This is a genomic window from Rhodothermales bacterium (genome assembly GCA_041391505.1).
GTDB lineage: Bacteria > Bacteroidota > Rhodothermia > Rhodothermales > JAHQVL01 > JAWKNW01.
Genome location: JAWKNW010000044.1, coordinates 1 through 12,084 on the forward strand (window position 1 = coordinate 1; position 12,084 = coordinate 12,084).

Genomic DNA, 12,084 nt, shown 5'->3' on the forward strand with positions numbered 1-12,084 from the left:
CCGTCAAAATCACCCTGAAACCCTGATTCGTCAGGCTTACATGCAACGTATCCATCTGGTAGGGTATGCCGCGCTGCTGGTGCTTGCTTGGGCCGGCTGCGATGCGTTCACGTCGGATGCCCCTGATGCGATTGAACTGAAACGAGCGCCGGCCGACACGACGCTGCGGACAGACGATGCGCCGCTCGTTATCGATATGGATACGCTGTTCCATTCCACTTCCGATCATCGGCTGCTGTTCGAGGTGCGTGCGGATGGCGACGCGGTCCAGATAGCCCAGCAGTTTAATCAGGTGACCATTACGCCAGCCACGCGCGGATTTTCGGAGATCACCCTCGCGGCATCCACCAGAGACGGCGGCCGGCAGGAGTCCCGCTTCACGGTGCGTGTCGAATGCGCGACCGACCCCGGTAGCCGATTCGCCAGCTACTTCCCGGCGGCGTCTCACGCGCAGTGGCGTTTTACCTATACCGAATACCACTATGGATTCCTCGTGCCAAGCCGTGTTCGTATGGAGGGTGTTCTGACATGGAACCTGTCCTCGGTCCAGGATCATTGCCAGACGGCGGACTTTGTCATTGAGGAGGCGTTTGAGGGGATACGGTATGCCTCGTACCCGGATTTGTACGATTCGACGTATGCGTTTTCCTGGTCGAACCACCGAAGCGGTCACCTTGCCGGCGACCGCCTCGTGATCCAGGGCTATTCGGATGGGACCTATCCCGGGCTCGACTCCCTGCAGTGGCTGTATCCGGCATCGGGACCTGACCTGGTGCGCTGGGATTCCACGCTGTCCTGCGGCGGAGGCGGCTGCACAACGGCCGGCTTTGAGATGGAGCGCGATCTGGGCCTGACCTCGTTTTCTTACGCGTCGAATCATCACTTCGTCGATGCGATTCATCTGACGCTTATTCGGTAAGGACGGTCTCGGGAACGGACACGCGGGGCCGGCATGCTCGGGGCATATCCCCCTATTCATGTCGAATCAATGAGCAATCTCTATCAGCCGCGTCGCGGGAAACTCCTATGCACTATACATCACTTCTGAAACGCGTCAATCTATGTGTGCTCTACGTGCTCCTTGCGCTTGCAGGTGCCGGCTGTGATAGCCAGAACGCCTCTCCCGACGACACGGAGGTACTGATTCGCGCCTTATCCGATACGACACTGTATGTCGGGGATTCCCCACTTCTTTTGGATCTAGCCCAATTTCTAACGCCGGATGCACTGACGATGCCATACAGCGTCCATGCCGACGGGCAAGCCATTCTGCTCCAGCGGGAATCGAATATTCTCTCCATTAGCCCGTCTGCGGTTGGCACATCGACCCTGACGATCAGTTTTCCTGACAACCCCAGTGCGCGGGAATCCTTTGACGTGGAGGTGCGCTGCGCGACCGCGACGGGGCCAGGCCGCATCAGCTACTTGCCTCACGAGGCCGGCCAAAGCTGGACGTACACCTACACGCAGGGACAGTCGACGGACAGTGGATACGAGACGCGGTTTACGGGTACGCAGACGTGGACCGTCCAGCAGGTCGTCGATAACTGCGATAGCAAATCGATTGAACTGGCCATTGTCACCGAGGGCGACTACATGAACTTCGCCGCGCCCTCACTCAGTATGATGGATACGACCATCTACGATTTGGTTACGGCTACCATATCCGGGCGCATGGTGGTAATTCCTCGTGTGACCTATGAAGACGTTGGGATCGAGTGGGTGCAGGCCCCTGATGCGCCGGGAATCGTGCAGAAAGAGGAAGTATGGGGTTTCCCTTCGAATCGCGTACGTTATGACATGGAACAGGATGTCGGCATCGTGAGCTACACCTATGATTCCGCACGGATTCACCAGTCCTATGCCAGTATATCGCTCCAACTCGTTCGATAGCCGGTGTCGACGCATGGTGATGCCACGCGTTGTTGTCCGACGGGCCGGCGATGGAAAAGAGGATCTGTGCGCAGGGTCGCTGGACGGATACCCGCGAATGTGCTCCCAATCAATCATGAACCACTAGCGATGCTCAAACTACGTTATGCGCTGCTCGGGGCGATACTCATTACCACGTCCATCCGTGCCCAGCCGGCCCCGACGCTTGCCAACCTCGCCTTCATCGCCGGCCACTGGCAGGGCGAGCCCGAGGGCGCCTTTATCGAAGAGATCTGGTCCGCGCCGAATGGCAATACGATGATGGGCTCCTTCCGGTACGTGCAGGAAGGGGAAGCGGTCTTTTTTGAGCTGATGACCATCGACACCATCGACCCTGTGCCTTCTCTCCGCATCAAACACTTCAGCGCCGGCTTGATCGCGTGGGAGGACAAGGAGGAAGTGCACGTCTTCCCGCTCGTGCGTGTCGAGAACCGGGAGGCCGTTTTCGAGGCGCCGGACGGGCGTAAACGGCTCATCTATCGCCGCGACACCGACGACGATCTCCTCGTTACGCTCGAGGAAATGAAGGATGGGGCGTGGACGGCCGAACATTTTCCCTTCCGTCTGGTCCATCCTTAGCCTCTCCCTTTTTATTTTCTAAGGGAGGTGGCTCGAACAGGTCGTAATCCATCTCGCCGACATCATCCCATCCGACATGAACATTCGCACGCTCGCCGTCCTGGCGCTGTGCCTCGTTGCGCCGGCGGTATTCGCGCAGCAGGCTTCCGAAATCACCCTCGAACGGCTCTTCAGCTCGCCCGAGTTTTACGGCCAGCGCGCCGGCCAGAGCCGTTGGCTCGACGACAACAACGGATACACCATGCTCGAGCGCTCGGCGACGCTGCCGGGCGGCGTCGATCTCGTCCGCCACGACCCGTCCAGCGGCGGGCGAGACATCATCGTGCCGGCGCAGCGCTTCGTGCCGGCGGGGGCGTCTGAACCGCTGGCCATCGAGGACTACGACTGGTCTTCCGACGGGCTCAAGCTGCTCATCTACACGAACTCGGAACGCGTCTGGCGCGCAAACACGCGGGGCGACTACTGGGTGCTCGATATCGCCAACGGCACGCTCAAGCAGCTCGGCGGCGGCGCGCCGGCGTCCACGATGATGTTCGCCAAGTTCTCGCCCGACGGCACCCGCGTCGGCTACGTGCAGGGGCACAACCTGTACGTCCAGCACCTCGCCGACGGCAAGATCGACCAGCTTACGTCGGACGGTTCCGAGAAGCTGATCAACGGGACGTTCGACTGGGTCTACGAGGAGGAGTTTTTCCTGCGCGACGGCTGGCGATGGAGTCCGGACGGCCGGTCGATCGCCTTCTGGCAGCTCGACGCGACCGGGGTGCGCGACTTTCTGATGATCAACAATACGGATTCGCTCTATTCGTTCACCATCCCCGTCCAGTACCCGAAGGCCGGCACCACGAACTCGTCGTGCCGCGTCGGCGTGATCCCCGCCGCCGGTGGCGACATCGTGTGGTTCGAGCCGTCGGACGATCTCCGCAACCATTACATCGCCCGGATGGAGTGGGCCGCCAATTCCGATGAGATCGTCATGCAGCACCTCAACCGCCAGCAGAATCGGCTCGAGGTGATCCTGGGCAACGCCCGCACCGGGGAGATGCGGACGGTGCTGACCGAGGTGGATGACGCCTGGATCGACGTGCAGAACCGCGAAGACTTCCGCTGGCTCGCCGCCGGCAAACGGTTTACCTGGGTCAGCGAGCGCGACGGATGGCGGCGTGTTTATCTGGCGGACCGCGCCACCGGTGCGCTGACGCCGATCACCCCGGAGGCGGCGGACGTGTTGTCCATCGTCTATATCGACGAAAAGGGCGGCTGGCTCTACTACATGGCCTCGCCCGACAACGCTACCCAGCAGTACCTGTATCGCGCGCTCCTCAACGGCAAAGGCAAGGTCACCCGGCTGACCCCCGAGAACCAGCCCGGCACCCATAGCTACGACATCGCTCCCGGCGCAAAATGGGCCTTCCACACCTATTCGAGCTTCGGCGTGCCGCCGGTGACCGAGCTGGTCTCCCTCCCGAAACACCGGACGCTGCAGACGGTGGTGGATAATGCGGCGTTGAAAGGCCGCCTCGCCGGCCTCTCGCTGGGCAAGACGCGCTTCCTGCGGATCGACATTGGCGATGGGGTGGAACTGGACGCCTACGAGATCCTGCCGCCGGATTTTGATCCCTCCCGCAAATACCCCGTCCTGTTCCACGTCTACGGCGAGCCCTGGTCGCAGACGGTGGTCGACCGCTGGGGCGGTCATCAGTACCTGTGGCACCAGATGCTGGCGCAGCAGGGGTATATCGTGATGAGTGTGGATAACCGGGGCACGCCGGGTCCGCGCGGACGCGACTGGCGGAAGATCGTCCACGGGTCCATCGGCGTGCTCGCCTCGGCCGATCAGGCCGCCGCCGCCCGGAAGGTGGCGGAATGGCCCTACGTCGATGCCTCCCGCATCGCGATCTGGGGCTGGAGCGGCGGCGGGTCGATGACGCTCAACGCCATGTTCCGGTATCCCGAGGTGTACAACACCGGCATGTCCGTCGCGCCCGTGCCCGACCAGCGCTATTACGATACCATCTACCAGGAGCGGTACATGGGCCTGCCGCAGGAAAACCCGGACGGCTATCGCCAGGGCTCGCCGATCAACTTCGCCGAGCACTTACGCGGCAACCTCCTGCTCGTCCATGGCACCGGCGACGACAACGTACACTACCAGGGCTCGGAGGCGCTCATCAACAAGCTCGTCCAGGCCAACCGCCCGTTTACGATGATGGCCTACCCGAACCGGTCGCACGGCATCTTTGAAGGCCCCGGCACGACGCGGCACCTCTACGAACTCCTGACCCGGTATCTGAAGCAGAACATGCCGCCCGGACCGCAGGAAGGATCGGGGTTGTGAGGGGGCCACGGCTTGCTTCGCAAGCTGGTCATTGGTCATGGCTTGCTTCGCAAGCTGGTCACTGGTCATAGCTTGCTTCGCAAGCTGGACATTGGTTAGGGCTTGCTTCGCAAGCCGGTCACTGGTCATAGCTTGCTTCGCAAGCTGGTCACTAGTCATGGCTTGCTTTGCAAGCCGGTCACTGGTCATAGCTTGCTTCGCAAGCTGGTCATTGGACACTGGTCATTGGTCATTGGCTTGGGGCTTCATGGCCGTCCTCATTGAGATGCCGCTGACTAGGGTCCAATGACCAGTGACTGATGACCAGTGACTGATGACCAGTGACTGATGACCAGTGTCTGATGACCAGTGTCCAATGACCAGTGTCTGATGACCAGTGTCCAATGACCAGCGTCCTGACCCGTGTCGAACGAAGAATAACCCATGACCCATCCCATGAGCGACTCCGCGAACCGGGCGATTACGGATGCGATCTATCGCGTCGTGTCCCTCTATCTGGGGATCGAGTTCTTCTTCTGGGGGATCTCGAATTTTACGGGCGACTACGCGTTCGATGAGCGCTTCGGTTATCCGTCCTGGATCCAGATTCCCATCGGCATCGCCGAGACCGGCGCCGGCATCGGGCTGATGCTTCCGCGCACCAACCTGGCGTCGCTCGTCGTGCTGTTTGTCGTGATGGCGGGCGCGGTGGGCACCCATCTTGTCGCGGGGGATGGCGGGTATCCGACGCCGGCCAAGTATCTGCTGTATTTCGGGATGATGCTGTATTACCGCCGGGACGCCTTCATGCGTCGGGGCAGCGCGGGTTGATGACCGGGGCTTGTTTGCAGGGTGGCGGATAGGGTCGGCGCGTTGAGATGCGTGCTCGCCATACCCTATATTGCGTTGTCAAAGCGCCACCCGCCCAGGATACCCATGCGATCGATCGCCATTTTCCTTCTGTTCGCCGGCCTCGTGGCGGGATTCCGTCCGCCGGACCCCGCCTCGTACGAAGACCTGCTCGACCTCTTCCAGGCCTGGCGCGATTTCCAGCACCCCCGGGTCGACGACGGGGTGCCGGACTACACGGCGAAGGCGATGGCCGCGCAGCATCGGGGCCTCGCCGGCTACCGGGAGCGCCTGGCCGCAATCGATACCTCGGGCTGGTCCGTCGCGCAGCAGGTCGACTACCACCTCGTGCGCGCCGAGATGAACGGGCTGGACTTCGACCACCGGGTGCGGCGACCCTGGGAGAACAACCCGGCGTTTTACACGATGATCTGGCCGTCGCAGTCCGACGTGCCGGCGCGCGAGGGACCCGTCATTTACGGCGCCATCGAATTGTGGCAGTACCCCCTCCCGCATTCCGGCGACGACGCCCGGCGGCTCGGCGAGCGCATCCGCGCCATCCCGCCGCTGCTGGATCAGGCCCGGCGTAACCTGACGGGCAACGCCCGGGATCTGTGGACCGCCGGCATCCGCGCCCTGGGCGAACAGCAGCGCGATCTCGATGCGCTCGCGGCGCGCGTGGCCGGCAGTCCGCTCGAAGCCGATGCGCGCGCGGCGTCCGAGGCGACGGCCCGGTTCATCGGTTGGCTGGAGTCGAAGGCGGACGAGAAAACGGGGCCGTCCGGCATCGGGGTGGAGCACTACGACTGGTTCGTGCGCAACGTCATGCTCGTGCCGTACACCTGGGCCGAGCAGGTCGCGATGATGAAACGCGAACTCGCCCGGGCCCATGCGGCGCTGAAGCTGGAGGAACACCGCAACCGGCACCTGCCGTCCCTGCGTCCGATCGACGATGAGGAGGAATACGACCGCAAGATGAACGCCGCGGTCACCGAGTACATGGCGTTCCTCGAAGACGAGGACGTGGTCTCGATCAAGCCCTATATGGATGGCGCGCTGCGCGCCCGGATCGGGCGGTATGCGCCGCCCGTGGATGGCCGGCGCGAGTTCTTCGCCGAGGCCAATTACCGGGATGCCCTGGTGATGCGCACCCATGGCTATCACTGGATCGACCTCGCGCGCATGGCCGAGGAGCCGCACCCGAGCCCGATCCGCCGGGAGCCCCTGCTCTACAACAGCTTCGTGAGCCGCGCCGAGGGGATGGCGACGGCGATGGAGGAGATGATGATGCACGCCGGCCTGTTCGACGGCCGGCCCCGGGCACGGGAGCTGATCTATGTGCTCCTCGCCCAGCGCGCCGCGCGGGCGCTCGGCGACCTCTACATGCACAGCAACGACTTTACCATGCAGGAAGCCGTCCAGTTCGCCTCCGCATGGACGCCGCGGGGCTGGCTGCCGGCGGACGGGCAAACCGTGTTCTTCGAACAGCACCTGTACCTGCAGCAGCCGATGTACGGGACGAGCTATCTGATAGGGAAGATCCAGATCGAGGACCTGATCGCCCGGCTTTCGCTCCAGCAGGGCGACGCCTTTACCCTGAAACGGTTTATGGACTCGTTGAATGAACGCGGCGTTATCCCGGTGTCGATGATGGCCTGGGAGATGACGGGCGACCGGGAGACGGTGTCGGCATGGCTGACGCCGTAACGCAAGCGCGGCGCGCCGGCGTTGCGCCCGGGATTAACCTTTTTCGAACGACACGACGTGGTAACGATATGGACACGCTGGAAATCATCGGGTACGCCAGTCTGGGCGTGCTGGTCGTGCTGATGGTGGGCGCCTCGGTCGCCGGCCTGTTTACGTCCTCCAGCCTGCTGGTGGGCATCCTGGTCGTTGTCGGGTTCGGTGCGCTGTTGATCAAAGTGATCAAGGACCGCATCGGCAACAAGGAAGACGATCACTATTCGGATACGGTGGATCAATGATCATCACGACACAGGACGAACTGGTCGACTATCAGATCGTGCAGACGCTGGGGCTGGTCCGCGGCAACACGATCCGGGCGCGGCATCTGGGCAAGGACATTCTGGCGGGGCTACGGAGCCTCGTCGGGGGCGAGATCACCGAATACACCAAGATGTTGGCGGAAGCGCGCGAGCAGGCGCTCGATCGCATGGCGCTGAACGCCAGCCGGCTGGGGGCGAACGCCATCGTCGGCGTGCGGTTCGTTACCGCGCCGGTGATGCAGGGCGCCGCGGAGCTGCTGGCATACGGAACGGCCGTCAAGGTGGTAAAACGATGAAGCTGGATGCCTATTTTCAGGTCGGCCACCCCGTTCGCATGACGATCGGCGCGTTGGCGGTCCTGTTTTTCCTGGTGCAGGCCATACAGCACCCCGCATACAAGTCCATCGCCCTGGTCTTTGTGATCGTGGGGCTCGTCGGCTTGTACCGCGACTTCCTGAAGCGTCAGGAAAGCCCGCCGGATTCGGTCGAAAAGCATTAGGCTTGTCCGTCGTACCATTTCCCACCCATGACAGGCGCGTGACGACGCGCCACCGCTCGCATGAAACGACTTTTCCCGCTGTTCCTGATTGCGCTCCTCGCCGGCTGCGCGAAGCCGGCGCCCGACGCGTCCCTGGCCACCTACTTCGACCATACCGGGCGCGACGATGTGCTCTCCGGCGGGGTTCGCATGATCCCCATCGAAACCCCGGTCGGCGACTTCAAGGTCTGGACGAAGCGCGTGGGCAACAATCCGGACATGAAAGTGCTGATCCTGCACGGCGGACCGGGGGCCACCCACGAACTCTATGAGGCGTTCGACAGCTACCTTCCCGGCGCCGGCATCGAATATTATTATTACGACCAGCTCGGCTCCGCCTACAGCGACCAGCCGAGCGACACCAGCCTCTGGGTGACGGAGCGTTTCGTGGAGGAGGTGGAGCAGGTCCGCAAGGCGCTGGGGCTGGACGAGACCAATTTTTACCTGTACGGCCATTCCTGGGGCGGCGTGCTCGCCATCGAGTACGCGATCAAGTACCAGCAGCACCTCAAGGGCCTCATCGTCTCCAATATGATGTCCGATATTGCGGCGTACAATGCGTACGCCCGGGATGTGTTGGGTCCTCAGCTCGATCCGGACGTGCTGGCGGAAATCCGCGCGCTGGAGGCTCGAAATGCGTTCGACGATCCGCGCTACAGCGAACTGCTCGTCGAGCACTACTACACGCAGCACGTACTGCGCATGCCGCCGGCCGAATGGCCCGACCCCGTCAACCGCGGGTTCGCGCACCTGAACCCCGAGGTCTATGTGATCATGCAGGGCCCCAGTGAGTTCGGACTCCGCGGCCGGCTGCTGGGGTGGGACCGGTCCGAAGAGATCGCCTTCATCCGCACCCCGACCCTCGTCATCGGCGCCGAGCACGACACGATGGACCCCGCGCACATGGAATGGATGGCCGGCCAGTTCGCCAACGGCCAGTACCTCTATTGCCCCAACGGCAGCCACATGGCGATGTACGACGACCAGGAGACGTACTTCGAGGGGCTGATCCGATTCATCCACGCGGTGAATGAAAGGGGGCGGTAGAAATTGGAAATCGGAAATCATAAATCGCAAAAGGCAAGGTGCAACGTGCTTGAGGGTTTTTCTCCCATCGGCACGTTGCACTCCGCCTTTTACGATTTGCGATTTGCGATTTCCAATTTGAATGAATCCCGTCAATCCGGATCCAGGATCTTCTCGATGCGGGCCTTCACGTCCTGCAGGTGGAGCCGGCGCATGGTGTCGCCGCGGCGGGCGAGGGCGCGGTCGACTTCCGTCTGGAGCGTTTCGAGCTCGCCGCGGACGTAGGCGCGGATGTCCGACTGGCTGACGTCGACGTTCGTGTACCCGAAGGAAGCGAAGAACGCCGGCGTCGGCGGGGCCTCCTGGGTCATCAGGTATTCAAGCCGCTCCAGGTAGCCGCGCTGGAGGTTGCGGCGGAACGCGTCGATCGAGCCGGTCGTGCCGAGTTCGGTCCAGATGCTTCCGCGCAGATCCGCGAACAGCTCGGCCGGCGTGTAGGTCTCGTCGCCCATCATCACCTCCGCCTCCATCATGCGCGCCAGGCGCTGCGGGTCGAGCAGCGTGTTGACGGCGCCCACCTGGTAGCGACGGAGCCGATCCATCGCCCCGACGCCTTCGATCCGGCGCAGCACGTCCTCGTTCAGCATCCACGTCGGAGTCTGGAACACCTGGGCGTCGAGCCACGCCATGGATTCGCGCTGACGGGCTTCCGGCACCATGTCGTACACCGCGCCGTCCTGGTCGTAGGTCTTGAAGTTCTCGTAGAACCCGCCGACGTTCACCGCCACATGGCCCACATACCGGTTCCACTGGCCGGCGATCTGGCCGTAGAGCTCGTTGAGGTCGTCGTAATCCTTCGCTTCTTCCTCGGTCCATGAGACCAGGTTCTCCAGGATGATCTTGAGGTTGGCGATGCCGTAATCGCTCGCCCTGGCCGCGTCGTCGCCCAGGTCCTCGTTCTGGGAGCGGGGATCGATGCGCGGACCCTGCCGACCGTAGAAGTACATCGGGTCGCCGGCGTGGGATACCACCCACTGGTTGAGGATCGGGCGCTCGGCGTCGGGCGAGGAAGCCTGCGGGAGCGGGCTGTATCCCCATTTGACCGCCCACTTGTCGTACACCCCGATATCCGGCATCAGGTTCGTCACGCCGTCGCCCGGCTGGGCGACGTAGTTGAACCGCGCATAGTCCATGATCGACGGCGCCGTGCCCATCGCATCGGTGAAGGCCTTGGACCGGAGCGAATCGACCGGATACGCGACGCTGGACCCCCAGTTATGGGGCAGACCGAGTGTATGCCCGACCTCGTGCGCGGAGACGAACCGGATCAGCCGGCCCATCACCTCATCCCGGAACTTGACGCTGCGGGCATCCGGATTGATGGCGGCCGTCTGCACGAAAAACCAGTTGCGCAGCAGGTTCATCACGTTGTGATACCAGCCGATGTCGCTCTCGAGGATTTCGCCGGTGCGCGGATCGTGCACGTGGGGGCCGTACGCGTTCTGTACATCGGAGGAGAAGTAGCGGATCACCGAATAGCGGACGTCCTCCGGGCTGAATTCGGGGTCTTCCTCGGCCGAGGGAGGATCCTTGGCCATGATCGCGTTGCGGAAGCCGGCCGCCTCGAAGGCGCGGTTCCAGTCCTCGACGCCCTGCTTCAGATAGGGGCGCCATTTGGCCGGCGTCGCCGGGTCGATGTAGTAGACGATCGGCTTGACCGGCTCTGTGAGTTCGCCCCGGGCCATCGCGGCCGGATCTTTCGGCTCGAGACGCCACCGCGTAATGTAGCAGCGCTCTTCCGCCTTCTGCGCGTCGCGCCCGTAGTCCGTCAGCTGTACGCTGAAAAAACCGACCCGCTTGTCGCACAGCCGCGGCTGCATCGGGTTGGCCGGCAGCAGGATCATCGACTGGTTCATCTCCAGGGAGATCGAACTCGACGAGCCGTTCGAGGGCGGCTCGGCGGCGTCGTAGGTGAGGACGTGACGGACCTCGACGTTTTCGGGATAGCTTTTGGCGGAGTTGATGAAAGTCCGTGTCTTGTCGAGCCGGCGCACCTTGTACGTGTCGCGGCGCGATTTCTGGAGGCCGATGACGGGCACGTCGTCGGTGAACAGCGTGCTGACGTCGATGACCACGGCGGAGGAGTCGGTGCTGAGCGCCTTGATGTCGAACGCCTGGATGATCGGTTCGAAGTTCGAGTTCTGAACCGCCTGGAAAATCGGATCCTGTTCGCTGGCCACGTTTTCGTAGCTCACGATGCGCAGGAGCACCTTGTCGTCCATGCGCTGCCAGCGAACCACCTGGGTATTCGCTTTTTCGCCGCCGTAACCGATGTCGTTGGCCGTGCGCGCGATGCGCGTGACGAGCAGCAGCTCGCGGCCGAGCATCGCGTTCGGGATTTCGTAAAGCAGCGTCTGCCCGTCGCGGTGGATGGTGAAGAGTCCTTCGTCGGACGCCATCTTTTCGGTGACGATTTCCTTGTACGGCTTCATGCCGTTTTTGGCGTCGTCCGCCTTTTTGGCCGCGGCGGCCGCCGCCGGCGGGGTGGCCGGCTGCCCGCCCTTCGTGCTCGCGCACCCCGCGGTGAACACGGCGCCGATCAGGGTGGCCAGCGCCAGATGTCTCAGTGTATGCATGACTGTGGTATGGCTGAAATCGATGAGAGCTTTTTTAACCGACCGTAATCTACGAAAGAAGCAAACATAGAAAAGGCAATACGGCATGCAGGCTTTCGGCGCCTCGCGCACGGCCAGCGGCGATTCGCCGCCTCCACGAATAGGGCTGAAAGTCGGCTTTCCGTCGTATCTTGGCGTCGTTCTCCTCCCTATATCGCCTGG

11 protein-coding genes are annotated in these 12,084 nt (G+C 62.7%); 10 read left to right on the forward strand and 1 reads right to left on the reverse strand.

Features of this window, described 5'->3' with window-relative positions; translation table 11 throughout:
• The 10 genes from R2834_23640 to R2834_23685 all read left to right on the forward strand — a co-directional run.
• A partial coding sequence (locus R2834_23640; protein ID MEZ4703343.1) for a hypothetical protein occupies nt 1-919 on the forward strand: 919 nt, incomplete at its 5' end.
• A gap of 146 nt (nt 920-1,065) precedes the next feature.
• Nucleotides 1,066-1,893, forward strand: coding sequence for a hypothetical protein (locus tag R2834_23645; GenBank protein ID MEZ4703344.1), 828 nt, complete (start codon nt 1,066-1,068; stop codon nt 1,891-1,893).
• Between the two features lie 129 nt (nt 1,894-2,022).
• The gene (locus R2834_23650) at nt 2,023-2,511 is read left to right on the forward strand and encodes a DUF6265 family protein (protein ID MEZ4703345.1); all 489 of its coding nucleotides are present in this window, start codon (nt 2,023-2,025) and stop codon (nt 2,509-2,511) included.
• Nucleotides 2,512-2,587: 76 nt separating this feature from the next.
• A complete protein-coding gene (locus R2834_23655; protein MEZ4703346.1) occupies nt 2,588-4,849 on the forward strand; it encodes a S9 family peptidase in 2,262 nt (753 codons plus the stop codon).
• A 435-nt stretch (nt 4,850-5,284) separates the two neighbouring features.
• Nucleotides 5,285-5,659 (forward strand): DoxX family protein, encoded by a 375-nt coding sequence (locus tag R2834_23660; protein MEZ4703347.1) that lies wholly within the window; start codon nt 5,285-5,287, stop codon nt 5,657-5,659.
• Nucleotides 5,660-5,764: 105 nt separating this feature from the next.
• The gene (locus R2834_23665; GenBank protein ID MEZ4703348.1) at nt 5,765-7,384 is read left to right on the forward strand and encodes a DUF885 family protein; all 1,620 of its coding nucleotides are present in this window, start codon (nt 5,765-5,767) and stop codon (nt 7,382-7,384) included.
• Nucleotides 7,385-7,452: 68 nt separating this feature from the next.
• Nucleotides 7,453-7,662, forward strand: coding sequence for a hypothetical protein (locus tag R2834_23670; GenBank protein ID MEZ4703349.1), 210 nt, complete (start codon nt 7,453-7,455; stop codon nt 7,660-7,662).
• A complete protein-coding gene (locus R2834_23675) occupies nt 7,659-7,979 on the forward strand; it encodes a YbjQ family protein (protein ID MEZ4703350.1) in 321 nt (106 codons plus the stop codon). The genes R2834_23670 and R2834_23675 overlap by 4 nt, the downstream gene beginning before the upstream one ends.
• Nucleotides 7,976-8,182 carry a hypothetical protein gene (locus R2834_23680; protein ID MEZ4703351.1) on the forward strand — a complete coding sequence of 69 codons (207 nt, stop codon included), beginning with the start codon at nt 7,976-7,978 and terminating at the stop codon, nt 8,180-8,182. Before R2834_23675 ends, R2834_23680 begins: the two co-directional genes overlap by 4 nt.
• Before the next feature lie 60 nt (nt 8,183-8,242).
• Nucleotides 8,243-9,268, forward strand: a complete 1,026-nt coding sequence (locus tag R2834_23685) for a proline iminopeptidase-family hydrolase (protein ID MEZ4703352.1) — start codon at nt 8,243-8,245, stop codon at nt 9,266-9,268.
• Between the two features lie 131 nt (nt 9,269-9,399).
• Here the strand turns inward: R2834_23685 and R2834_23690 are convergent, their stop codons facing one another.
• The gene (locus R2834_23690; protein MEZ4703353.1) at nt 9,400-11,883 is read right to left on the reverse strand and encodes a zinc-dependent metalloprotease; all 2,484 of its coding nucleotides are present in this window, start codon (nt 11,881-11,883) and stop codon (nt 9,400-9,402) included.
• Nucleotides 11,884-12,084 lie beyond the last annotated feature (201 nt).

Coding starts and splice junctions, on each gene's coding strand:
- R2834_23670 (MEZ4703349.1), top strand. CDS start 7,453: ATGGACACGCTGGAAATCATCGGGTACGCCAGTCTGGGCGTGCTGGTC.
- R2834_23675 (MEZ4703350.1), top strand. CDS start 7,659: ATGATCATCACGACACAGGACGAACTGGTCGACTATCAGATCGTGCAG.
- R2834_23685 (MEZ4703352.1), top strand. CDS start 8,243: ATGAAACGACTTTTCCCGCTGTTCCTGATTGCGCTCCTCGCCGGCTGC.
- R2834_23690 (MEZ4703353.1), bottom strand. CDS start 11,883: ATGCATACACTGAGACATCTGGCGCTGGCCACCCTGATCGGCGCCGTG.
- R2834_23660 (MEZ4703347.1), top strand. CDS start 5,285: ATGAGCGACTCCGCGAACCGGGCGATTACGGATGCGATCTATCGCGTC.
- R2834_23655 (MEZ4703346.1), top strand. CDS start 2,588: ATGAACATTCGCACGCTCGCCGTCCTGGCGCTGTGCCTCGTTGCGCCG.
- R2834_23650 (MEZ4703345.1), top strand. CDS start 2,023: ATGCTCAAACTACGTTATGCGCTGCTCGGGGCGATACTCATTACCACG.
- R2834_23680 (MEZ4703351.1), top strand. CDS start 7,976: ATGAAGCTGGATGCCTATTTTCAGGTCGGCCACCCCGTTCGCATGACG.
- R2834_23665 (MEZ4703348.1), top strand. CDS start 5,765: ATGCGATCGATCGCCATTTTCCTTCTGTTCGCCGGCCTCGTGGCGGGA.